The sequence below is a fragment of the Enterobacter cloacae complex sp. IR5412 genome (assembly GCF_049237385.1).
In the GTDB taxonomy this organism is placed as follows: Bacteria; Pseudomonadota; Gammaproteobacteria; order Enterobacterales; family Enterobacteriaceae; genus Enterobacter; species Enterobacter intestinihominis.
In genome coordinates this window covers 1-24,067 of sequence record NZ_JBMKHQ010000022.1, presented here as the reverse complement: position 1 = coordinate 24,067, position 24,067 = coordinate 1, and the positions used below count along the sequence as shown (strand labels likewise).

Annotated in this window: 22 protein-coding genes, 1 tRNA gene and 2 rRNA genes; 17 read left to right on the top strand and 8 right to left on the bottom strand. The window is 53.2% G+C overall.

The genetic code is table 11. From position 1 onward, the window contains the following. The 4 genes from mreD to csrD form a co-directional block, all read right to left on the bottom strand. A partial coding sequence (gene mreD, locus ACOTX2_RS23725; RefSeq protein WP_421625998.1) for a rod shape-determining protein MreD occupies positions 1-142 on the bottom strand: 142 nt, incomplete at its 3' end. Beyond that, positions 142-1,158 (bottom strand): rod shape-determining protein MreC, encoded by a 1,017-nt coding sequence (gene mreC / locus ACOTX2_RS23720; RefSeq protein ID WP_003860400.1) that lies wholly within the window; start codon positions 1,156-1,158, stop codon positions 142-144. The genes mreD and mreC, both read right to left, overlap by 1 nt. A 62-nt stretch (positions 1,159-1,220) precedes the next feature. Continuing rightward, a complete protein-coding gene (mreB, locus tag ACOTX2_RS23715) occupies positions 1,221-2,264 on the bottom strand; it encodes a rod shape-determining protein MreB (RefSeq protein WP_000913396.1) in 1,044 nt (347 codons plus the stop codon). A 282-nt stretch (positions 2,265-2,546) separates the two neighbouring features. Next, on the bottom strand, positions 2,547-4,487 hold the full coding sequence (gene csrD / locus ACOTX2_RS23710) for an RNase E specificity factor CsrD (RefSeq protein ID WP_022649564.1): 1,941 nt from the start codon (positions 4,485-4,487) through the stop codon (positions 2,547-2,549). A 183-nt stretch (positions 4,488-4,670) separates the two neighbouring features. On the opposite strand from csrD, the gene ACOTX2_RS23705 reads away from it, so the two are divergent. From ACOTX2_RS23705 to ACOTX2_RS23640, 14 genes are all read left to right on the top strand, one after another. Beyond that, positions 4,671-5,645: an MDR family oxidoreductase gene (locus ACOTX2_RS23705; protein WP_063148467.1), complete on the top strand. Its 975-nt coding sequence runs from the start codon at positions 4,671-4,673 to the stop codon at positions 5,643-5,645. A gap of 77 nt (positions 5,646-5,722) precedes the next feature. Beyond that, positions 5,723-6,724, top strand: a complete 1,002-nt coding sequence (gene msrP, locus ACOTX2_RS23700; RefSeq protein WP_032626457.1) for a protein-methionine-sulfoxide reductase catalytic subunit MsrP — start codon at positions 5,723-5,725, stop codon at positions 6,722-6,724. Beyond that, on the top strand, positions 6,725-7,324 hold the full coding sequence (gene msrQ, locus ACOTX2_RS23695; protein ID WP_022649567.1) for a protein-methionine-sulfoxide reductase heme-binding subunit MsrQ: 600 nt from the start codon (positions 6,725-6,727) through the stop codon (positions 7,322-7,324). A gap of 234 nt (positions 7,325-7,558) precedes the next feature. Further along, entirely contained in the window at positions 7,559-8,011 is a 453-nt protein-coding gene (gene aroQ / locus ACOTX2_RS23690) for a type II 3-dehydroquinate dehydratase (protein ID WP_022649568.1), read from the top strand. Positions 8,012-8,032: 21 nt separating this feature from the next. Continuing rightward, positions 8,033-8,494 (top strand): acetyl-CoA carboxylase biotin carboxyl carrier protein, encoded by a 462-nt coding sequence (accB, locus tag ACOTX2_RS23685; protein ID WP_010436174.1) that lies wholly within the window; start codon positions 8,033-8,035, stop codon positions 8,492-8,494. Positions 8,495-8,504: 10 nt separating this feature from the next. Next, the gene (gene accC, locus ACOTX2_RS23680) at positions 8,505-9,854 is read left to right on the top strand and encodes an acetyl-CoA carboxylase biotin carboxylase subunit (RefSeq protein ID WP_003860388.1); all 1,350 of its coding nucleotides are present in this window, start codon (positions 8,505-8,507) and stop codon (positions 9,852-9,854) included. 108 nt (positions 9,855-9,962) lie between these two features. Next, positions 9,963-10,205, top strand: a complete 243-nt coding sequence (locus ACOTX2_RS23675; protein WP_022649569.1) for a YhdT family protein — start codon at positions 9,963-9,965, stop codon at positions 10,203-10,205. Further along, complete coding sequence (gene panF, locus ACOTX2_RS23670; protein WP_022649570.1) at positions 10,195-11,646, top strand: sodium/pantothenate symporter; 1,452 nt, start codon at positions 10,195-10,197, stop codon at positions 11,644-11,646. The genes ACOTX2_RS23675 and panF overlap by 11 nt, the downstream gene beginning before the upstream one ends. An 11-nt stretch (positions 11,647-11,657) precedes the next feature. Continuing rightward, entirely contained in the window at positions 11,658-12,539 is an 882-nt protein-coding gene (prmA, locus tag ACOTX2_RS23665; RefSeq protein ID WP_022649571.1) for a 50S ribosomal protein L11 methyltransferase, read from the top strand. Between the two features lie 138 nt (positions 12,540-12,677). Next, positions 12,678-13,418: a carbonic anhydrase gene (locus tag ACOTX2_RS23660; RefSeq protein WP_063148466.1), complete on the top strand. Its 741-nt coding sequence runs from the start codon at positions 12,678-12,680 to the stop codon at positions 13,416-13,418. 329 nt (positions 13,419-13,747) lie between these two features. After that, positions 13,748-14,713 (top strand): tRNA dihydrouridine synthase DusB, encoded by a 966-nt coding sequence (gene dusB / locus ACOTX2_RS23655; RefSeq protein ID WP_063843940.1) that lies wholly within the window; start codon positions 13,748-13,750, stop codon positions 14,711-14,713. A 23-nt stretch (positions 14,714-14,736) separates the two neighbouring features. Then, positions 14,737-15,033, top strand: coding sequence for a DNA-binding transcriptional regulator Fis (gene fis / locus ACOTX2_RS23650; protein ID WP_000462905.1), 297 nt, complete (start codon positions 14,737-14,739; stop codon positions 15,031-15,033). A gap of 178 nt (positions 15,034-15,211) precedes the next feature. Beyond that, a complete protein-coding gene (locus ACOTX2_RS23645) occupies positions 15,212-15,376 on the top strand; it encodes a DUF2556 family protein (RefSeq protein WP_003860373.1) in 165 nt (54 codons plus the stop codon). 139 nt (positions 15,377-15,515) lie between these two features. After that, the gene (locus ACOTX2_RS23640) at positions 15,516-17,600 is read left to right on the top strand and encodes a putative bifunctional diguanylate cyclase/phosphodiesterase (protein ID WP_063148464.1); all 2,085 of its coding nucleotides are present in this window, start codon (positions 15,516-15,518) and stop codon (positions 17,598-17,600) included. Here the strand turns inward: ACOTX2_RS23640 and envR are convergent. Continuing rightward, entirely contained in the window at positions 17,595-18,242 is a 648-nt protein-coding gene (gene envR, locus ACOTX2_RS23635; protein ID WP_022649574.1) for an acrEF/envCD operon transcriptional regulator, read from the bottom strand. The genes ACOTX2_RS23640 and envR overlap by 6 nt on opposite strands. A 396-nt stretch (positions 18,243-18,638) precedes the next feature. On the opposite strand from envR, the gene ACOTX2_RS23630 reads away from it, so the two are divergent. The 3 genes from ACOTX2_RS23630 to ACOTX2_RS23620 all read left to right on the top strand — a co-directional run bounded on the left by ACOTX2_RS23630 (position 18,639) and on the right by ACOTX2_RS23620 (position 23,372). Further along, a complete protein-coding gene (locus tag ACOTX2_RS23630) occupies positions 18,639-19,778 on the top strand; it encodes an efflux RND transporter periplasmic adaptor subunit (protein ID WP_022649575.1) in 1,140 nt (379 codons plus the stop codon). Between the two features lie 11 nt (positions 19,779-19,789). Then, positions 19,790-22,903, top strand: a complete 3,114-nt coding sequence (locus tag ACOTX2_RS23625; RefSeq protein WP_421625996.1) for an efflux RND transporter permease subunit — start codon at positions 19,790-19,792, stop codon at positions 22,901-22,903. 247 nt (positions 22,904-23,150) lie between these two features. Then, a complete protein-coding gene (locus tag ACOTX2_RS23620; protein WP_003860364.1) occupies positions 23,151-23,372 on the top strand; it encodes a lipoprotein in 222 nt (73 codons plus the stop codon). A 347-nt stretch (positions 23,373-23,719) separates the two neighbouring features. Here ACOTX2_RS23620 and rrf (ACOTX2_RS23615) read toward each other — a convergent pair. The 3 genes from rrf (ACOTX2_RS23615) to rrf (ACOTX2_RS23605) form a co-directional block, all read right to left on the bottom strand. Beyond that, positions 23,720-23,835: ribosomal RNA gene (gene rrf / locus ACOTX2_RS23615) — 5S ribosomal RNA — on the bottom strand. Between the two features lie 43 nt (positions 23,836-23,878). Further along, positions 23,879-23,954 (bottom strand) — tRNA-Thr (locus ACOTX2_RS23610). 14 nt (positions 23,955-23,968) lie between these two features. Next, positions 23,969-24,067, bottom strand: a 5S ribosomal RNA gene (rrf, locus tag ACOTX2_RS23605); the annotation flags it as partial.

The following is a 24,067-nucleotide window of genomic DNA, read 5'->3' as shown; positions in this document are numbered from 1 at the left end:
GGATCCAATAGAGCAAAATGAGTAATACCCAGTTTGGCCGGAAAACAAGAATGTCGTCCGGCCAGGGCATAATTTGCAGCAACAATGCAACGAGGAATGAGAGCCAGATTACCCAGCGCCCCTGGCTACGATAACTGGCCACTACTGCCCTCCACCCGAGACTTGCGGCGGTGGCGGCGCATCCGGTAGCGGCTGCGTTAACCCCGTCGCCGGAGCCGGTACGGGCGCAGGTGGCCCCATTGCATCCGGCGCAGGCAGCACCTGCGGCATCATCTGCATCAGGCGCTCATTGGCCACGCGATGCACATCTTCCGGCGTCATCGGGTTAGCGCCGTTACGATCGGCGCCCCATAGCAGCAGCAGGTAGCGTAAACGCTGCAAGCCAGCCGTTGGACGCGCCTGGATCACGGTGTAGGCACGCTGAGTGTCGAGCTTCACGGAAGAGACAACCGCAACCGGGTAGCCTTCAGGGAAACGACCGCCCAGACCAGACGTCACCAGCACGTCACCCACGCGGATATCCGTGTTGGCGGGCAGGTGTTCCAGTTGCAGATCGTCCGTACAACCATTACCGGCGGCAATTACGCGAATATCGTTACGCAGCACCTGAATCGGCAGTGCATGGGTGGCATCGCAAATCAGCAGCACACGGCTGGTCAGTTTGGCAACCGCCACGACCTGGCCCACAACGCCTTTATCGCTGATGACAGGCTGACCTTCGTATACGCCGTTCACGCTGCCTTTATCAATCACCACCTGATCGCTGTATGGATCGTTTACGGTGGAGATCACCTGGGTGACCATTTTCTGTTCATCCTGGCGCAGCGGCGAGCCAAGCAGTTCCCGCAGACGCGCGTTTTCCTGCTTATATTGCCCCAGCATCAGTAGCTCGCTGTTTTTCAGCAGCAGTTCCTGGCGTAATGCACGGTTTTCGAGTTCGAGCTGGTCACGCGATGAAAGCGTTTGCGACACGGAGTCGAGCAGTTCACGGGGACCATTTGAAATAAAGTAGAAAGGACTGACGGCGGTATCCATGTACGTTCGGATCTGGCTGAACGTACCGAGGCGGCTATCGGCAATAATAACCCCGAGCGCCACCAGAACCGCCAGGATCAGGCGAAACTGTAGCGACGGGCCACGGCTAAAAATTGGCTTCATAGGCTATGCGTATTCTCGCGTCAGAGAGAAAGGGTAGCCATTTGCTACCCTCTCACACCCGACTACTCTTCGCTAAACAAGTCGCCGCCGTGCATGTCGATCATTTCCAGCGCCTTGCCACCACCACGGGCGACGCAAGTCAGTGGATCTTCTGCAACTACGACAGGAATACCTGTCTCTTCCATTAACAGGCGGTCGAGGTTACGCAGCAGCGCACCACCACCGGTCAGAACCATACCGCGCTCGGAGATATCGGAGGCCAGCTCTGGCGGGCACTGTTCCAGCGCTACCATCACCGCGCTCACGATGCCGGTCAGCGGCTCCTGCAACGCTTCCAGGATTTCGTTGGAGTTCAGGGTGAATCCGCGTGGCACGCCTTCTGCCAGGTTACGACCGCGAACTTCGATCTCGCGAACTTCATCACCCGGATAGGCAGAACCGATTTCATGCTTGATGCGCTCTGCGGTCGCTTCACCGATCAGAGAGCCGTAGTTACGGCGAACGTAATTAATGATGGCTTCGTCGAAACGGTCGCCGCCGATACGCACGGAAGAGGAGTACACCACGCCGTTCAGGGAGATAACGGCCACTTCAGTGGTACCGCCACCGATATCCACCACCATAGAACCGGTTGCTTCAGAAACCGGCAGACCCGCACCAATTGCCGCAGCCATCGGTTCTTCAATCAGGAACACTTCACGCGCACCGGCACCCTGAGCGGATTCACGGATTGCACGGCGTTCAACCTGGGTTGCGCCAACCGGCACACACACCAGTACGCGCGGGCTTGGGCGCATGAAGCTGTTGCTGTGAACCTGCTTGATGAAGTGCTGAAGCATTTTTTCGGTCACGAAGAAGTCAGCAATAACGCCATCTTTCATTGGGCGGATCGCGGCAATGTTGCCCGGCGTACGGCCCAGCATCTGCTTCGCATCATGGCCTACTGCGGCCACGCTTTTTGGCGAGCCAGCACGATCCTGACGAATGGCCACAACGGAAGGCTCATTCAATACGATGCCTTGTCCTTTTACATAGATAAGGGTATTCGCGGTACCCAGGTCAATGGACAGGTCATTGGAAAACATGCCACGAAATTTTTTCAACATACTAAGGGATAATCCTGAAAGCTGGGGCGGAAAACAAAATCCGCTTACTTTACCAACCACACGCAGCAGCGACAAGGCGCAAAAATCGTCTGCTACGGTGAAAATTAGTGCAGCACGTTTCCTTTGTTACAAATTCATCCCCTGAATCCCTCAGGGCTGAGTAAACAGCAGCGTCCCTCACTTTCACTTGTAACCTATAAAAGGTCGTTCACTGGCTTTTATGCTCGTCTTACTCAAAGCTACAGGCGCGATATTCTACGTGAAAACAAAGTAAACGGCAGGTCAAACAGAGTATCTTTGCAAATATTTTTTCACATTGGTGTCAAGCGGCTGAGAGGCGGCAAAAAAATCCCCCTGACCGCCCGTCACGCCGCGCTCTGTCAACATCTGCCATTCACTGCGTGAACGTACGCCTGCGGCAAATACTTGCGTTTGCGTTCCTTTGCACGCCTCCACCAGGCTTTGTACCAGCAACTGGTTTTCCGTGCGCTTTTCGATATTCCTTACCAGACCCGGATGCAGCTTCAATAATTCGACATCCAGCTCTTTGATCCAGCTGGTGCTGACCAGGGTAAGACCCGCCTGTGTTACCGCCACGCGAGCCCCAAGCGCATTGATTAAACGCACAACCGAGCGCAACCGGCTGATGTGTTGACCTACATCTGCCTCTGCAAGTTCAAAAATAATGCGTTTGCGTTGCGATTTTTCGCATTGCATTAACGTGTCACGTAACCAACGCTGAAAACGCGGACGGATCAGCGATTCGACGGTCACCTGTAAAGCCAGATTTTCTTCAGGCCAGTACGATAAAAACGGAATGAGGCGGGTGATTTGCTGGCGGTCATACTCTTCGGACAATCCGAATTGCAGCACCATCGGCAAATACTCTGCGGAGATAACCTCCTCGGTCCCATCAAAAATACGGCACATCAGCTCACGATGATGGACATGACCATTTTTTATGACCGCCGGTTTTTGATAGATGCGCGGTCCACCCCGGCTCAGCATCTGTTCAATCAGGGTTCGCCAGCGTACGTTACCGCGCCCTTTTTCCGGTAGCGTATCATCATAGACCGCCCAGCCGTTCGCCCCCTGCAATACGGCGTTGCGCGTGGCCGCTTCTGCATGTTCCATCACCTGCTCCGTCGACTGACCGCCGCGCCAGGCACAGATGCCCATATGCACCATGTCGTCGCGGTCGAGCATTTTGCTCTGGGGTAGCGCATCGACGGCTTTCAACAGCTGGCTGGCGATACTCTCGGACTCCTTTAAGGTGCGATGCGGCAGCAAGACGGCAAAGTCGCTGCGGTGGTAGCGTGCCAGTAACGCGCCGGGGTAGCGCATAATAAAGGTGGACAGCAGGTTAATCAGCGTGAAGAGGTTCTCTTCCGCCACGCGCTGGCCCCAGGTATCACGGAGCAGATCGAAGTCGGGCAGGCGAATCATCATTACCACGCCATGCGTCCCCACCTTTTCGGGGTCATCAAGAAGCGTAGCCAGCTGATTATCAAAGAAGAGACGGTTGTTAAGGCCCGTTTTGTTATCCTGCGCGGCGTAGGAGCGAATCAACGTGTCCATACGGCTACGCTGATCGCTGGCAAACTGGATTTCGGAGAGCAGCACGTCCAGGGCGCTACTGGTACGTGATGGCCATTCATAAACCGATCCCCGTACCTGCGGACCCCGCTCGCCATTCAGTATTCGCACCGAGCGTGTTTCCAGCAGTTCCTGGCCGGAAAGTTGACGACGCTGCCAGCGAACGGCGAGGAAAATCAGCAGGACGATCAAGGCAACGGCGATGGTTAAGGGCGCGGTGGTCATGAGCGAGCGTAAATAGTTGCTCATCGGATCCTGGTACATCAGATGGATTGTCATACCCGGATGTTTAAGTGAGCGTACCGTTATGTCCCGATACTGATCTACCGTGCCGGCAGGACGGTAGCTGCCCTGACGGGTATGGCTGAAAACGGTCTGCTTCCCCTGTTTAATGTCGATCTGCACGATATCCACAGGCACCATTAACTCATCCAGTTCACGCGAAAGTGCCGGGAAGGAGGTTGTAATCAGGCGAGTGTCGATAACCGATGCAACCGATTCTACCCGGTTAACCAGCTTATCCTGGATGGCATTATAAAAGCTCAGCGAGCAGCCGATTAGCGTGACAAATATGGTCAGTCCCGTCAGCAAGGTGATAAAAGCTGAGAACTTCGTCGTTAATCGCATCCTTGAGATTACTCCGTGGGTTGAAGGGGTCGCAAGTGAGCGCTAACTTGCATTTCAAATGCGGCATACTACCAAACCTGGTGTATCTGGCAATTTATTGCGTTAAATCGGCACTGCGTTTCATTGAGCGAGTATAGTCTTCAGTACATATTTTCCCATCATCAATCCTAGTGAGGACCCTGTATGCAGGCTTTGATCTTAGAACAGCAGGACGGCAAAACCGTTGCCTCGGTGCAAGCCATTGACGAGAGCCGCCTGCCGGAGGGCGACGTGACCGTAGATATCGACTGGTCAAGCCTGAACTATAAAGATGCACTGGCCATTACGGGAAAAGGTAAAATCATCCGAAATTTCCCAATGGTGCCAGGCATCGACTTGGCTGGTCGCGTGCATACCAGTGAAGATCCGCGTTTTCACGCCGGACAGCAAGTGCTGCTCACCGGCTGGGGCGTAGGTGAAAACCACTGGGGAGGACTGGCAGCGCAGGCGCGCGTAAAAAGTGACTGGCTGGTCCCGATGCCGAAAGGCCTGGACGGCCGTAAGGCGATGATCGTCGGCACGGCAGGTTTCACCGCCATGCTCTGCGTGATGGCGCTGGAAGAGGCCGGGATCCGTCCTGACTCTGGCGAAATTGTCGTGACCGGCGCCAGCGGTGGCGTGGGCAGCACGGCCGTCACGCTGCTGCACAAGCTGGGGTACCAGGTCGCCGCCGTCTCTGGCCGCGAAAGTACGCATGATTATCTACGTCAGTTGGGCGCAAGCCGTATTCTGAGCCGCGACGAATTCGCCGAGACCCGTCCGCTGGAAAAACAGGTCTGGGCTGGCGCTGTAGATACCGTCGGCGACAAAGTGCTGGCGAAGGTGCTGGCGCAAATGAATTACGGTGGCTGCGTGGCGGCCTGTGGTCTGGCGGGTGGTTTTGCCCTGCCGACGACGGTGATGCCATTTATTCTGCGTAACGTGCGTCTTCAGGGTGTCGATTCGGTCATGACCCCAGCCGAGCGGCGGGCTGAGGCCTGGGAACGTCTGGCGCGGGATCTGCCAGCCTCATTCTATGAGCAGAGCGCCACTGAGATTACCCTGAGCCAGGCGCCAGAGTACGCCAATAAAATCATGGACAACCAGTTCCACGGTCGTGCGCTGGTTAAAATCGCCTAATCTTCAAATTTTCGTGACATATTCGCGCTAACCCTCCTCCTCCGTCATGCTTAGAAAAACGCCTGACGGAGGATGCCATGAAAACCCGAAAACTGACGGAAGCCGACGTAACGTCCGAGTCTGTCTTTATGCTACAGCGTCGCCAGATCCTGAAAATGCTTGGCATCAGCGCCACTGCCCTGACGCTCACCCCTGCGGCCCACGCCGATCTGCTCGACTGGTTTAAGGGCAACGACCGCCCGAAAGCCCCCTCTGGCGCACCGCTTAACTTCACCAAACCGGCGCAGTGGCAGAATAAACTGACGTTGACGCCGGAAGATAAAGTCACCGGCTATAACAACTTCTATGAGTTTGGCCTCGATAAGGCCGATCCTGCCGCCAACGCCGGGAGCATGAAAACCGATCCCTGGACGCTGAAGATTGATGGCGAAGTGGCAAAGCCGCTGACGCTGGATCATCATGACCTCACCACCCGCTTCCCACTTGAAGAACGCATTTACCGTATGCGCTGTGTGGAAGCCTGGTCGATGGTGGTGCCGTGGGTAGGTTTCCCTTTGCATAAACTGCTGGCGCTGGTTGAGCCCACCAGCAACGCGAAGTATGTTTCCTTCCAGACGCGCTATGCCCCGGACGAGATGCCAGGCCAGAAGGATCGGTTTATCGGCGGCGGGCTGGAGTATCCCTACGTTGAAGGTTTACGTCTCGACGAAGCCATGCATCCGCTTACGCTGCTCACCGTCGGGGTTTACGGCAAAGCGCTGCCGCCGCAAAACGGGGCGCCCATTCGCCTGACCGTACCGTGGAAATACGGTTTCAAGGGCATCAAATCGATCGTCAGCATTAAGCTCACCCGTGAACGCCCACCCACCACCTGGAACCTCGCAGCGCCAGATGAGTATGGTTTTTTTGCCAACGTTAACCCGCACGTTGATCATCCACGCTGGTCGCAAGCGACGGAACGTTTTATCGGTTCCGGCGGCGCGCTGGATGTTAAACGCCAGCCAACGCTGCTGTTTAACGGCTATGCAGATGAGGTGGCATCCCTCTATCGTGGGCTGAATTTACGGGAGAACTTCTAAGTGCGTTTAACGGCAAAGCAGATAACCTGGCTGAAGGTACTCCTGCATTTAGCCGGATTGCTCCCCTTTATCTGGCTCTTTTGGGCAGCCAGCCAGGGACAGTTCAGTGCCGATCCGGCTAAAGATATTCAGCATTTTACGGGTCGGATGGCTCTGAAATTTTTGCTGGCGACCTTGCTCGTCTCACCGCTTGCGCGCTACGCTAAACAGCCATTGCTAATACGTACCCGTCGGCTTTTGGGGCTATGGTGTTTTGCCTGGGCGACGCTGCATCTCACCAGTTACGCCCTGCTGGAACTGGGCATTAACAACCTGGCACTCCTTGGCAGCGAACTGGTTACGCGTCCTTATCTGACGCTGGGTATCGTAAGCTGGCTGGTTTTACTGGCGCTGACACTGACATCCACGCAGTACGCGCAGCGAAAAATGGGACGGCGCTGGCAACTGCTGCACAACTTCGTCTATCTTGTCGCGATCCTCGCGCCCATCCATTACCTGTGGTCGGTGAAGATTTTATCTCCTCAGCCGGTCATCTACGCCCTGCTGGCATTGGCCCTTTTAGCATGGCGTTACAAGAAGTTCCGCCAGTGGGTACGATAGTCCACGAAACTGTGCGTTTTCCCGCAGATTATTTATCAGCCGCGAATCTTTTTCGGATAGCGGTTGATAATCTTCCCTGATAAGACCAGTATTTAGCTGCCAAATGCTACGAAATCGTTATAATGTGCGACTTCGGTTTTCCGGACAGGGGTTTTTGGCCTCTGAAAGGGTGACAATTGCGTGTTGAGGGTATATGTTGTTTTTTACCCGAAAATCGCAGGAGATAGCGGCACAATGGCTGACAAATTCCAAATTTTAGTATTGAACGGACCGAACCTGAACATGCTCGGCACCCGTGAGCCAGAGAAGTACGGCACGCTGACATTGAGCGAAATTGTTAACCGTCTGGGTACGGAAGCAGCCTCGCTGAATGTGGATTTGGACCATTTTCAGTCAAACGCGGAGTACGCAATCATCGACCGTATTCATCAGGCTAAAGACACTGTGGACTATATCCTGATCAATCCGGCCGCGTTTACGCACACCAGTGTTGCTATACGCGACGCACTGCTCGCGGTGAGTATCCCGTTTATCGAGATCCATCTGAGTAACGTGCACGCCCGAGAGCCGTTCCGCCACCATTCCTACTTGTCAGATATCGCCGCTGGCGTGATATGTGGGCTGGGTGCAGACGGCTATTCATACGCTTTACAGACAGCGGTAAAACGCTTGTCACAATCACACTAAACAAGAGTACGGAACCCACTCATGGATATTCGTAAGATTAAAAAACTGATCGAGCTGGTTGAAGAATCAGGCATCTCCGAACTGGAAATTTCTGAAGGCGAAGAGTCTGTACGCATCAGCCGTGCAGCCCCAGCCGCTAGCTTCCCGGTAATGCAGCAAGCTTATGCTGCGCCAGTGCAGCAGCCTGCGCTCTCCGCAGCCGTTGCACCAGCAGCAGAAGCCGCACCTGCAGCAGCTGCAGAAATCAGTGGTCACATCGTACGTTCCCCAATGGTTGGTACTTTCTACCGCACCCCGAGCCCGGACGCGAAAGCGTTCATCGAAGTGGGTCAGAAAGTCAACGTAGGCGATACCCTGTGCATCGTTGAAGCCATGAAAATGATGAACCAGATCGAAGCAGATAAATCAGGTACTGTGAAAGCGATTCTGGTCGAAAGTGGTCAGCCGGTAGAATTTGACGAGCCGCTGGTCGTCATCGAGTAACGAGGCGAACATGCTGGATAAAATTGTTATCGCCAACCGTGGCGAGATTGCACTGCGTATTCTTCGTGCCTGTAAAGAACTGGGCATCAAGACCGTGGCCGTGCACTCAAGCGCGGATCGCGATTTAAAACACGTATTGCTGGCGGATGAGACGGTCTGTATCGGTCCGGCTCCGTCCGTAAAAAGCTATCTGAACATCCCGGCGATCATCAGCGCCGCCGAAATCACTGGCGCGGTCGCGATTCACCCGGGTTATGGTTTCCTCTCTGAGAACGCCAACTTTGCTGAGCAGGTTGAACGTTCTGGCTTTATCTTCATTGGCCCGAAAGCCGACACCATTCGCCTGATGGGTGACAAAGTGTCTGCCATCACCGCGATGAAAAAAGCCGGCGTGCCAACCGTACCGGGCTCTGACGGCCCGCTGACCGACGATATGGATGCTAACCGCGCCCATGCTAAACGCATTGGCTACCCGGTTATCATCAAGGCGTCTGGCGGCGGCGGCGGTCGCGGTATGCGCGTTGTACGCAGCGATGCTGAACTGGCGCAGTCCATCTCCATGACCAAAGCGGAAGCGAAAGCGGCTTTCAGCAATGACATGGTGTACATGGAAAAATACCTGGAAAACCCACGCCACATCGAAATTCAGGTGCTGGCTGACGGTCAGGGCAACGCGATCTATCTGGCTGAACGTGACTGCTCCATGCAGCGTCGTCACCAGAAAGTCGTCGAAGAAGCGCCAGCGCCGGGCATTACGCCGGAACTGCGTCGCTACATCGGTGAGCGTTGCGCCAAAGCGTGTGTCGATATCGGCTATCGCGGGGCGGGTACCTTTGAGTTCCTGTTCGAAAACGGCGAGTTCTACTTCATTGAGATGAACACCCGTATTCAGGTTGAACACCCGGTTACCGAAATGATCACCGGCGTTGACCTGATCAAAGAACAGCTGCGTATCGCAGCCGGTCAGCCGCTGTCCATCAAACAGGAAGAAGTTGTGGTTAAAGGCCATGCGGTAGAGTGCCGTATCAACGCCGAAGACCCGAACACCTTCCTGCCAAGCCCGGGTAAAATCACGCGTTTCCACGCGCCGGGTGGCTTTGGTGTGCGCTGGGAGTCCCATATTTACGCCGGTTACACCGTACCGCCGTATTATGACTCAATGATCGGTAAGCTGATCTGCTACGGCGAAAACCGTGACGTGGCCATTGCCCGCATGAAGAACGCCCTTCAGGAGCTGATCATCGACGGGATCAAAACCAACGTTGATCTCCAGATGCGCATTATGAGCGACGAGCACTTCCAGAATGGTGGGACTAACATCCACTACCTGGAGAAAAAACTCGGTCTGAACGAGAAGTAAGAGATCAGTGTTGCTAAAAGGCCGGATTATCCGGCCTTTTTTATTTCTGGGGATCGCTAAGCCCCATCATGTACAATCCCCGCTTTCTTCATCCACAAGGGACAAAAAATGGACAAACGTTTTGTTCAGGCCCATAAAGAAGCGCGCTGGGCGCTGTGGCTGACCCTTCTCTATCTCGCCGCATGGTTAGTAACTGCTTACTTACCTGATTCGGCGATTGGCATTACCGGCCTCCCGCACTGGTTTGAAATGGCCTGCCTGCTGCTGCCGCTGGTGTTTATTGTGCTGTGCTGGGCGATGGTGAAATTCATCTATCGCGATATCTCCCTGGAGGACGATGATGCAGCTTGAAGTCATTCTGCCGCTTGTCGCTTACCTGTTTCTGGTGTTTGGCCTGTCGGTTTATGCGATGCGTAAACGTTCAACCGGTACCTTTCTGAACGAGTATTTCCTCGGGAGCCGCTCAATGGGGGGCGTCGTGCTGGCCATGACGCTGACCGCTACTTACATCAGCGCCAGCTCGTTTATCGGTGGCCCGGGCGCCGCTTATAAGTACGGACTGGGCTGGGTACTGCTGGCCATGATCCAGCTGCCTGCCATCTGGCTCTCTCTGGGCATACTGGGTAAAAAGTTTGCCATTCTGGCCCGTCGCTACAATGCCGTGACGCTGAACGATATGCTGTTTGCCCGCTATCAGAGTCGCTTGCTGGTATGGCTGGCAAGCCTGAGTCTGCTGGTGGCGTTTATTGGTGCGATGACGGTGCAGTTTATCGGCGGCGCACGTCTGCTGGAAACGGCAGCCGGGATCCCCTACGAGACGGGTCTGGTCATTTTCGGTGTGAGTATCGCGCTGTACACCGCGTTTGGCGGGTTCCGTGCCAGCGTTCTGAACGACACGATGCAGGGAATGGTGATGCTTATTGGCACTCTCGTTCTGCTGGTGGGTATCGTGCATGCCGCAGGGGGCCTGAGCCATGCGGTTGAAACCCTGGAAGCGATCGATCCGAAACTGGTCTCGCCGCAGGGGGCGGATGACATCCTCTCTCCAACCTTTATGACCTCGTTCTGGGTGCTGGTGTGCTTTGGCGTGATTGGCCTGCCGCATACCGCCGTGCGCTGCATCTCATATAAAGACAGCAAAGCGGTACACCGCGGGATTATTATCGGGACAATTGTGGTGGCAATCCTGATGTTTGGTATGCACCTGGCGGGCGCGCTGGGACGCGCGGTGATCCCTGACCTTACCGTACCGGATCTGGTCATTCCAACCCTGATGGTGAAAGTACTTCCGCCGTTTGCCGCCGGAATTTTCCTCGCCGCACCCATGGCGGCCATTATGTCGACCATCAACGCTCAGTTGCTGCAAAGTTCCGCTACGATCATTAAAGATCTCTATCTGAATTTGCGCCCTGAACAGGTCGAAAATGAGCGACGCCTCAAGCGCATGTCGGCGGTGATTACCCTGGTGCTGGGGGCGTTGCTGCTGCTGGCCGCGTGGCGTCCACCGGAGATGATCATCTGGTTGAACCTGCTCGCCTTTGGCGGGCTGGAAGCCGTTTTCCTGTGGCCGCTGGTGCTGGGGCTGTACTGGGAACGCGCGAATGCCGCGGGTGCATTAAGCGGCATGATTGTCGGGGGCGTCCTGTATGCCGTTCTCGCCACGTTGAAAATTCAGTATCTTGGCTTTCACCCGATCGTGCCTTCGTTACTGTTAAGTTTACTGGCGTTTGTGGTGGGTAACCGTTTTGGCCGTCCCGTTCCACCCGCCACCCTGATTTCTACTGATAAATAAAGAGTTTTGCCATGCCGTGGATCCAATTGAAACTGAACACAACCGGCGCGAACGCCGAAGAACTGAGTGATGCGCTGATGGAGGCCGGTTCGGTCTCTATCACGTTCCAGGACACGCATGACACGCCGGTCTTTGAGCCGCTACCAGGCGAAACGCGCCTGTGGGGTGATACGGACGTTATCGGCCTGTTCGATGCAGAAACCGACATGAAAGAGGTCGTGGCGATTCTGGAAAACCATCCGCTGCTGGGCGCGGGTTTCGCGCATAAAATCGAACAGCTGGAAGACAAAGACTGGGAACGCGAGTGGATGGACAACTTCCATCCAATGCAGTTTGGTCAGCGTCTGTGGATCTGCCCAAGCTGGCGCGACGTTCCCGATGAAAATGCGGTCAACGTAATGCTGGATCCGGGTCTGGCGTTCGGCACCGGTACCCACCCGACAACCTCCCTGTGCCTGCAATGGCTGGATGGCCTGGATCTGGAAGGCAAAACCGTGATCGACTTCGGTTGCGGATCCGGGATCCTCGCTATCGCGGCGCTGAAACTGGGCGCGGCAAAAGCCATCGGGATCGACATCGATCCGCAGGCGATTCAGGCCAGCCGTGATAACGCCGAGCGTAATGGTGTTTCCGATCGCCTTGAACTGTATCTGCCTGATGCACAGCCAGAGGCCATGAAAGCCGATGTGGTGGTCGCGAATATCCTGGCTGGCCCGTTACGCGAGCTGGCGCCGTTAATCAGCGTGCTGCCGGTTGAAGGCGGTCTGCTGGGCCTGTCCGGTATCCTTGCCAGCCAGGCAGACAGCGTCTGTGAAGCCTACGCCGATCTCTTTGCGCTCGACCCGGTTGTCGAGAAAGAAGAGTGGTGTCGCATCACCGGTCGTAAAAAATAAGCCTTTGGCGTGGTCGTCTGACCACGCCTTTTCCCTTCGGTTTTTTCTCCCCCCCTTCATCCTTTCTTCGATAAAATAACCGCACAAATCATAATGTTATCCATTGATTTGGATAATAAAATTCACAGGAAGAATACGATGAAACACATTTCAGGCAAGGCAGCGCTGCTGGCGCTGAGCGTGATTTCGGCTTCAACTTACGCCTCACACTGGAGCTATCAAGGAGAAGGCGCACCGGAACACTGGGGCGCACTGGACGAGGCGTACAAGACGTGTAAAAGCGGGATGTATCAGTCGCCGGTTAACATTGATAATACGGTCAAAGCTCACATCTCTCCGCTGGAAACGCACTATATCGACGGCCCGGTCACCCTGACAAACAACGGCCATACTATCCAGGCGAGTGAAAATGCCGATACACGCGACAGCATCACGCTTGATAAACAGACCTGGACATTACAGCAGTTCCATTTCCATGCGCCATCCGAAAACACGGTGCACGGTAAAAAATACGCAATGGAAATGCATCTGGTCCATAAAAACGCTGACGGCGAACTGACGGTCGTTGCCGTTATGTTCGATCAGGGCGCGGCAAACGCTGCACTGGATAAACTCTGGGGCGTGATGCCAGGGCAGGTTGACCAGAACGTTACAATTAAGCCAACCCTCGATATGAATAAATTACTGCCTGCGGATAAAACCTACTGGCGTTTTAGCGGCTCCCTGACCACACCACCGTGCTCAGAAGGGGTGACATGGTTGGTGCTCAAGCATCCGCTGACCGTCTCTGCTGAACAGCTGCAAAAATTCACTCACACTATGCACCACGAAAACAGCCGCCCGGTTCAGCCGCTTCATGGCCGTCTGGTTGTTGAATAAGCCGATTTTTTGCGCTGATATCCTGTGCTGAAATGCGACGCAGATCGCAAAGAAGCGCCATAATCTGCTGCATATCGCAGCAGATTATCCCGGCCAATTGATTCATTTATTCAGAAATGATGAGAAGTTACGGGAAATTGTAAGCGCCCACAAAATGTTCATTTCTTCATAACACAATGATTTAAATAGCGAATAATCTTATCCGAAAAGAATGACTGGCGATTCCTTGATCTACAACAGAGGATTGTTCAAAGTTTGGCCTTTCATCTCGTGCAAAAAATGCGTAATATACGCCGCCTTGCAGTCACAGTATGGTCATTTCTTAACTCATGCGCATCGGACACCACCAGCTTAGAAATCGCCTGATCGCAGCCCCAATGGCAGGTATTACCGACCGGCCGTTCAGGACGCTGTGCTACGAGATGGGAGCAGGATTAACCGTTTCCGAGATGATGTCGTCTAACCCGCAGGTTTGGGAAAGCGACAAGTCCCGCCTTCGGATGGTGCACGTGGATGAGCCAGGTATCCGCACCGTGCAAATTGCCGGAAGCGTGCCTGAAGAGATGGCAGATGCCGCGCGTATTAACGTGGAAAGTGGCGCCCAGATTATTGATATCAATATGGGTTGCCCGGCCAAAAAGGTGAATCGCAAGCTTGCAGGTTCAGCCCTTCTGCAATACCCCGACCAGGTGAAGTCAATCCTGACGGCGGTTGTCAGCGCAGTGGACGTTCCTGTTACGTTGAAGATTCGCACGGGTTGGTCGCCGGAACACCGTAACTGTGTAGAGATTGCCCAACTGGCCGAAGACTGTGGCATTCAGGCCCTGACCATTCATGGACGCACTCGCGCCTGTTTGTTCAACGGTGGAGCTGAATACGACAGCATTCGGGCAGTTAAGCAGAAAGTTTCCATTCCGATTATCGCGAATGGCGACATAACTGACCCGCTTAAAGCCAGAGCTGTGCTCGACTATACGGGAGCTGATGCTCTGATGATAGGACGTGCCGCTCAGGGAAGACCCTGGATCTTTCGGGAAATCCAGCATTATCTGGACACTGGGGAGCTGCTTGCCCCGCTGCCTCTGGCAGAGGTTAAGCGCTTGCTTTGTTCGCATGTTCGGGAACTGCATGACCACTACGGCCAGGCAAAAGGGTACCGAATTGCGCGTAAACACGTATCCTGGTATCTCCAGGAGCACGCTCCAAATGACCAGTTTCGGCGCACATTCAACGCCATTGAGGATGCCAGCGAACAGCTGGAGGCGTTGGAGGCATACTTCGAAAATCTTGCGTAATGAAATAAAGAGCTGACAGAACTATGTTCGAACAACGCGTAAATTCTGACGTACTGACCGTTTCTACCGTTAACTCTCAGGATCAGGTGACTCAAAAGCCCCTGCGTGACTCGGTTAAACAGGCACTGAAGAACTATTTTGCTCAACTGAACGGTCAGGATGTTAATGACCTGTATGAGCTGGTACTGGCTGAAGTTGAACAGCCACTGTTGGACATGGTGATGCAATACACCCGTGGTAATCAAACCCGCGCTGCCCTGATGATGGGCATCAACCGTGGTACCCTGCGTAAGAAATTGAAAAAATACGGCATGAACTGATACTAATCAGTTAAATGCTTGTTTAAAAAGGCGCTCTTCGGCATGGGGAAGCGCCTTTTTTATTGCCCGGATGAGCGACCGTCAACGCTTTGTAAACCTTCTCCTTCCCCACTTTTCAACGCCCGCTTTTCGTGTATATTTCCACCACCTTACAGGCTCTCTTTTCGCGGAATGACACATGATTCGTAAATACTGGTGGCTGGTCGTTTTTGCTGTCTCTGTTTTCATTTTCGATGCGCTGCTGATGCAGTGGATTGAACTGATGAGCACCGAAACCGATAAATGTCGCAATATGAATTCCGTGAACCCGCTAAAACTGGTCAACTGCTCAGAGCTGGACTAGCCTCTTCCATCCTGTACCCCTCTGTTATCACCCAATAAAAACAGGGGCTTAAATCACTTTTCGTCATTTCCTGACGATGATAATGTCTGTGCCCTTTCCAACCGCTCTTGCTTAACGTCTCACAACGAGTGAACAGACCATGCTGGTTAGCCAATACAACCAAATCCTCGTCGTCATCTCCTTTATTGTCGCCATTCTTGCCGCCTATACCGCGCTGAATATGGCTGCGCGCGTTGCCGGAAGCCAGGGCGTCGCTGCACGCGTCTGGCTGGCAGGTGGCGGAGTTTCGATGGGGATTGGCGTGTGGGCGATGCATTTCATCGGTATGCTGGCGATGGATCTTTCCATGAGCATGAGTTACAACGCGACCCTGACCGTGCTTTCGATGATTATCGCCATCAGCTCGTCAATGTTCGCCCTGTGGCTCGTTAGCGGCGAGCAGCTACATTTGCGCCGACTGCTGCCTGGCGCCGTCGTGATGGGTGCAGGCATAGTTACCATGCACTACACCGGTATGGCTGCCCTGGAGGTCACTCCGGGTATTGTCTGGGATAAAACGTGGATGGCTATCTCTGTGGGAATAGCCCTTGCCGCTTCACTGGCCGCTCTTTGGCTGACGTTCCGTTTACGTCAGGAAGCTGCACGAATGGCGTTGATGCGTCTGGGGGCGGCGATCACCATGGGCATCGCTATCGCTGGCATGCATTACGCCGGCATGGAAGCAGCACAATTTCCAATGTCGACGATGGTCCACCATCATGGTATTAACGGGAGCTGGCTGGCGATACTGGTTAGCGTGGTCGCGCTCGCTATTCTGGGGATTACGCTGCTGGTATCGATGTTCGATGCCCGCCTTCAGGCTCGTACCTCGCTGCTGTCCTCATCACTGGCAGAAGCTAACCGTGAACTCGCTCAGCTGGCGTTGCATGATACGCTGACGCGCTTACCCAATCGTATTCTGCTTGAGGATCGCCTCGATCAGGCCATCAGCAAGGCCGATCGCGAAGGAAGCCCTTTCGCGCTGATGTTTATGGATCTTGATGGCTTTAAAACCGTCAACGATGCCTATGGTCATGATGTCGGTGACAATCTTCTGGTTGCGGTGACTCAGCGTTTGCTGTTGCAGTTGAAAGGTCAGTACACGCTGGCGCGTATCGGTGGGGATGAATTCGTCCTGCTGGCCGAAACCACTACCCCGGATGATGCTGCCTCACTGGCAAATTCACTGGTACGCGTCATTGATAGCCCGTTCCATCTCGATCCTTACGAACTGATGGTCACCCTGAGCATTGGCATTGCGCTCTATCCACACGATGGCAAAACCGATCGTGAACTGATGTTTAACGCTGATGCTGCGATGTACCACACGAAACATATGGGTCGTAACGGTTATCACTTCTTTCAGCCGTCAATGAATACGCTGGCGCAGACGCATCTACAGCTGATGAATGATCTGTGGCAGGCCATCGACCGTGATGAGTTACGCCTGCTTTATCAACCTAAATTCCATGCCCCTGCCGGGCCGGTCATCGGATTCGAAGCGCTGTTACGCTGGCAGCATCCCAAACAGGGATTACTGCCCCCCGACCTGTTTCTACCGCTTGCAGAGAAAACCGGGCTGATTATTCCAATTGGAAACTGGGTAATCGACGAGGCCTGCCGCCAGCTTCGAGAATGGCACCTTCAGGGCCACACGGACTGGTCAATGGCGGTGAATCTTTCTACGTTGCAGTTCGAACAGCCGTCGCTGATTAAAACGGTTCTCGATTGTCTGACGCGCCATAGCGTACCGCCCGGCATGTTGATCCTGGAGGTGACCGAAACCACGGCGATGAGCAATCCGGACGAAAGCGTTCGTGTCCTGACAGCGCTGACGGATGCGGGCGTAAAAGCCTCGATAGACGATTTTGGTACAGGTTATTCAAGCCTTCTTTATCTTAAGCGACTCCCTGCCTGCGAATTGAAAATCGATCGTGCTTTTGTAAAAGAGTTAAGTGGAGAGAGTGAAGATGCGACGATCGTCTCGGCGATTATCGCCCTGGCAAAAACGCTGAATCTAAAGGTCGTGGCAGAAGGGGTCGAAACCGCAGCGCAGCAGACCTTTCTGACAGAACTGGGATGCAATACGCTACAGGGTTATCTGCTGGGCAAACCGATTACCGCGCAGGCTATTATGGAACAGTGCCAGCACGGGGAGATGTCACCATCCCGTATGCAATCATGAGGCTGTATCGTAGAACACTGGCGCCACTCGAGTGATATTTAGTGTCGCAAGAATATTATCCACCAGCGCCGGCGCCTGTTTGTACAGATTAAAACTGTTGCTATCCATTAACCAGTTTTTAATGACTCCGCTAAAAAATGCGTGGAAAACAATCAGCGCCAGTTCAATATTAGTTTGGGAAGAAATAATGCTACGCGCAACGCATTGTCTCAACGTCCTGCGAAGATAAGTATCGTTTAAACCGATCCGCTTGCGTATTTCACATTCTGAAATCACATCGTCATGAAATTCACACTTATGATACAGAATTTGTAAAAGAGCATACTGACGTGGCTCGCTCGCAATATATTGCAGCGCGACAATAAACTGTTCACGAAGCATTAACAAAGGGTCATCTTTTTCAGAAAGTATTAACCTGTCACGAATCATTTCACGCAGCGGCAATTGCTGTTCCCAGATGGCGTTAAATATTTCCGCTTTACTCGAAAAATGCCAGTAAACCGCCCCGCGAGTAAGTTGAGCAGCATCGGCGATGTCGGTAAGCGTGGTATTAGCCACGCCACGTGTCGCGAATAGCCCGATAGCGGCTTCAATCAGCTGCTGCCGGGTCTTTTGAGCCTCTTCTTTCTTTTTACGCGCCATAGCCTGCTACTCATTATTTATACGGTTGATACGACATCAAACGTTATTAAAGGGTCGTGTAAGTCAAAGTATTCACCATAACCCGTTTTAGTTTTGCACAAAAAAAGTCAATTCATTTAATTTATAATTCATACGAATAAATTGAGCGAATCAAATTCATTAAATAAATAGTTTGTATTTACTCATAAGTATTCCGTCGATTATCCTGACAGAAGCCGGATTTCGAATACACTGGTTCAGAATCTGATTTTGCTTTTTATTGCCTCCATCAGCACTTATAAATTAAAAAACCTTGAATACCCTCATTATTATACGCAGCTACATTTCTTTTTTTGCCTCACACCCTTTCACCGACTTATGGCATATATCGGTTCAAGGGTAGTTTAAGGAACAGTAATGACGAATCACTTCAGACGCTTACCCTTATCCGGTTTCATTGTCTGTGCTGCACTGCTCGCCGGGTGCGATGGACAAGAAAACCCACAGCAGCATGGGCAAGCTCCTCAGGTCAGTGTTCATATTGTCAAAAGCGCGCCACTGGCCGTAACGACGGAATTGCCAGGCAGAACTGACGCTTATCGTGTGGCGGAGGTTCGTCCCCAGGTAAGTGGTATCATTCTGCACCGTAATTTTACCGAAGGCAGCGACGTCAAAGCGGGTGAATCACTTTATCAGATCGATCCGGCCACCTATCAGGCAGCCTACGACAATGCGAAAGGTGAACTGGTAAAAGCGCAGGCGGCGGCAAACATAGCCCATCTGACGGTAAAACGTTACCTTCCGCTGGTCGGTACGCAATATGTGAGCAAGCAGGAGTATGATCAGGCGGTGGCAACCGCCCAGCAGGCGGATGCAAGCGTCGTTGCCGCGAAAGCTGGCGTTGAGAGCGCGCGGATCAATCTTGCTTATACGAAAGTCACATCGCCAATCAACGGGCGCATTGGCAAATCCAGCGTCACTGAAGGGGCGTTAGTCACTAATGGTCAGTCAACCGCACTGGCGACAGTTCAGCAGCTCGATCCCATTTATGTCGATGTAACGCAATCCAGCAGCGATTTTATGCGTCTGAAGCAGCAGACGAGCCTGCAAAAGGGAGACACCAGCAGCGTTGAGTTGCTGATGGAAAATGGCCAGCCTTATCCGCTGAAAGGAACGCTCCAGTTCTCTGATGTCACGGTAGATGAAAGTACCGGCTCAATCACCCTTCGCGCTCTCTTCCCTAACCCTCAGCATATGCTGTTACCGGGTATGTTTGTCCGTGCACGCATTGACGAAGGCACACAGCCTGATGCCATCCTTGTTCCCCAGCAGGGGGTAACCCGTACACCTCGCGGTGATGCAACCGTGCTTGTGGTAAACGATAAAAACCAGGTGGAATCTCGCACTGTCGTTGCACCGCAGGCGATTGGCGATCGGTGGTTGATCACGGAAGGTCTGAAAAATGGCGACCGCGTCATTATCAGCGGCCTGCAAAAAGTTCGCCCTGGCGTCACCGCCGTGGCTATTCCTGATACCGCCGCGACTCCAGCCAGTTAAGGGATAACAAGATGGCTAATTTCTTTATTCAACGGCCTGTTTTCGCCTGGGTGCTCTCCATCATTCTGATGATTGCGGGCGGGCTGGCCATTTTAAAACTGCCGGTGGCGCAATATCCAACCATTGCGCCGCCAGCAGTTGCGGTGACAGCGACCTACCCTGGCGCTGATGCCCAGACGGTCCAGGATACCGTGACGCAGGTTATCGAACAGAACATGAACGGAATCGACAATCTGATGTACATGTCGTCCACCAGTGATTCTGCCGGTAACGTCACCATCACCCTGACGTTCGAGTCGGGTACGGATCCTGATATCGCGCAGGTGCAGGTTCAGAACAAACTCCAGCTCGCTATGCCGCTGCTACCGCAAGAAGTACAGCAACAGGGGATCGGCGTGGAAAAATCCAGCAGCAGCTTCCTGCTGGTCGCGGGATTTGTGTCGGATAATAAAAACCTCACTCAGGATGATATCTCCGACTATGTCGCTTCTAACGTAAAAGATGCGATCAGCCGTACTTCCGGCGTCGGTGATGTGCAGCTGTTCGGTGCGCAGTATGCAATGCGCATCTGGCTGGACAGCAACGCGATGAATAAATATCAGCTCACGCCGTTGGATGTCATTAACCAACTGAAAACGCAGAACGACCAGATTGCTGCGGGCCAGTTGGGAGGTACGCCGTCCGTACCAGGGCAGCAACTGAACGCCTCAATTATTGCTCAAACGCGCCTGAAATCGCCGGAGGAGTTTGGCCGTGTGACGCTGAAGGTGAACCAGGACGGTTCAATGGTCCACCTGAAAGATGTGGCCCGCATTGAGCTTGGTGGCGAAAACTACAACATGGTCACCAAAATCAATGGCCAGGCAGCAACGGGGCTCGGGATCAAGCTGGCGACTGGCGCAAACGCGCTGGATACCGCTGCCGCCATTAAGAGTAAACTGGCGCAGTTGCAGCCCTTCTTCCCTCAGGGCCTGAAAGTCGTTTATCCGTACGACACCACACCTTTCGTGAAGATCTCAATCCATGAAGTGGTGAAGACGCTGTTTGAAGCGATCGTTCTCGTGTTCCTGGTGATGTACTTGTTCCTGCAAAACCTGCGGGCGACCCTTATTCCGACTATTGCCGTGCCCGTGGTGCTACTGGGTACCTTCGCGGTACTGGCTGCGTTTGGTTTCTCCATTAACACCCTGACGATGTTCGGGATGGTATTGGCGATAGGTTTGCTCGTCGATGATGCCATCGTGGTGGTTGAGAACGTAGAACGCGTCATGGTTGAGGACAAGCTGCCGCCAAAAGAGGCGACCCAGAAGTCGATGGAGCAAATCCAGGGCGCTCTGGTGGGCATTGCCATGGTGCTTTCAGCGGTGTTTATTCCGATGGCATTTTTTGGAGGTTCAACCGGGGCTATCTATCGCCAGTTCTCGCTGACCATTGTCTCCGCGATGGCCTTATCGGTGCTGGTGGCGTTGATATTAACGCCTGCTTTATGTGCAACGCTGCTCAAACCGGTTTCCAGCGACCATCATGAAAAGAAAGGTGGATTCTTCGGCTGGTTTAACGCGCTTTTTGATAAGAGCGTGGAGCACTACAGCAACAGCGTGAGCGGCATTTTACGTAAGACCGGACGCTATCTGCTGGTTTACGTCATCATCGTCGGCGGCATGGCAGTACTGTTCCTGCGCCTGCCTTCCTCCTTCCTGCCGGAAGAGGATCAGGGGGTGTTTATGACGATGGTTCAGCTGCCGGCAGGGGCGACGCAGATGCGTACCCAGCAGGTACTCGATCAGGTTCAGGACTATTATCTGACGAAAGAGAAAGCGAACGTTGAATCGGTCTTTACCGTAAACGGATTTAGCTTTAGCGGGCAGGGGCAGAACTCCGGTATCGCTTTCGTCAGCCTGAAGCCATGGGAAGAACGCCCGGGCAAGGAAAACGGCGTTGAGGCGATTGTCAGCCGCGCAACGAAAGCGTTTAGCCGGATCAAAGATGGTCTTGTATTTCCGTTTAACCTCCCTGCCATTATTGAACTGGGTACCGCAACAGGCTTTGACTTTGAACTGATTGACCAGGCAAACCTGGGACATACGCAGCTCACGCAGGCACGTAACCAACTGCTTGGCATGGTAAGGGAACATCCTGACTTACTGGTCCGCGTGCGTCCTAACGGACTGGAAGATACGCCACAGTACAAACTGGATGTCGACCAGGAGAAGGCCCAGGCGCTGGGTGTGAGCATATCTGATGTCAATCAGACCATCTCAACAGCATTGGGTGGCACTTATGTGAACGACTTTATCGATCATGGACGCGTGAAAAAAGTTTATGTCCAGGCTGATGCTCGCTTCCGTATGTTACCAGGAGATATTAACGACCTGTATGTGCGTAGTGCTAACGGCGAAATGGTGCCTTTCTCTGCCTTTAGCAGCTCTCACTGGGTGTACGGCTCACCTCGTCTGGAACGTTACAATGGGATGCCATCAATGGAGATCCTCGGTGAGTCTGCGCCAGGCAAAAGTACCGGTGAGGCAATGGAGATGATGGAAAGCCTTGCGTCGAAACTGCCTTCCGGAATTGGCTACGACTGGACGGGGATGTCTTATCAGGAACGTCTTTCCGGAAATCAGGCTCCAGCACTGTATGCCATTTCACTGATTGTGGTGTTCCTGTGTCTGGCGGCTCTCTATGAAAGCTGGTCAATTCCATTCTCGGTCATGCTGGTTGTGCCCCTGGGGGTGATCGGCGCGCTTCTGGCTGCATCAATACGTGGGCTGAACAATGACGTTTACTTCCAGGTTGGTCTGCTTACGACAATTGGTTTATCAGCCAAAAACGCCATACTGATCGTTGAGTTCGCCAAGGATCTTATGGATAAAGAAGGCAAAGGGATTATTGAAGCCACGCTGGAAGCCTCACGTATGCGTCTGCGCCCTATCCTGATGACCTCTCTGGCATTTATCCTTGGTGTTATGCCTCTGGTCATCAGTAGTGGCGCAGGTAGTGGGGCACAAAACGCTGTCGGGACGGGCGTGATGGGCGGGATGCTGTCAGCCACTCTGCTGGCCATTTTCTTTGTTCCTGTTTTCTTCATTGTTGTCCGGAGACGGTTTACAAAGCATAAGGATTAATGAAAATCATAAAGGCACCTCTGGTGCCTTTTTTATTTCCTGTCAGCATTCTAATAAAAAGACATCTCTTCACATTTCCTCCATAAATAATCAACGCCCCTCTTTTTTCTCCATGATTTTTACAATCCACACAATTTGAGATTATTCCCCGTGCTGTATGGTATTAGTGCGGTGGTAAAATAATCATCAATTCGTAAATTGCCGCATCGGCTCTTAAGCGAATAAGCGATCATATTGAGGTAACATCATGAAAAGATTCCTTTCCGTTGCACTCCTCGCTGCGCTGCTTGCTGGTTGCGCGCACGACTCTCCCTGTGTACCGGTATACGACGATCAGGGGCGACTGGTTCACACCAATACCTGTATGAAGGGGACTACCCAGGATAACTGGGAAACAGCAGGTGCGATTGCCGGTGGCGCCGCAGCAATAGCTGGCCTGACTCTCGGTATTGTCGCCCTGACTAAATAATACTTTTAAAAGCGCGGCTATCGCCGCGCTTTTATTTTATCTAATCAAAGGGATGTATATTTCCCCTCTCAGATATCATCAGATAATTTTAGATTCAGTATCCTGTTTTTTTTATAGCCCTATTTCCTTACCCATACAACCTCCGTCTGAATCACTGAATTGATTTAACGCTGCTGCGAGTAAGCATTATGCATTCCGTGAATTCATTTATAGCTGGGTTAAGACGCTTTAATACGTCAAGTAAGGTATTAACGGCACTCGTTGGAATATCTGATAAGGAAATTGGTTTAGCTGAGGGCATAACGCAAAAAGGCCATCCTTTCGGATGGCCTTTCTACTTGTTTGATGTCTGGCAGTTCCCTACTCTCACATGGGGAGACCCCACACTACCATCGGCGCTACGGCGTTTCACTTCTGAGTTCGGCATGGGGTCAGGTGGGACCACCGCGCTAAAGCCGCCAGACAAATTCTTTTACTTCTTGCCGAACTTTAACCTAAGTATAAAGTGGTGCTGATACCCAGAGTCGAACTGGGGACCTCACCCTTACCAAGGGTGCGCTCTACCAACTGAGCCATATCAGCACGCTAAATTTGATGCCTGGCAGTTCCCTACTCTCACATGGGGAGACCCCACACTACCATCGGCGCTACGGCGTTTCACTTCTGAGTTCGGCATGGGGTCAGGTGGGACCACC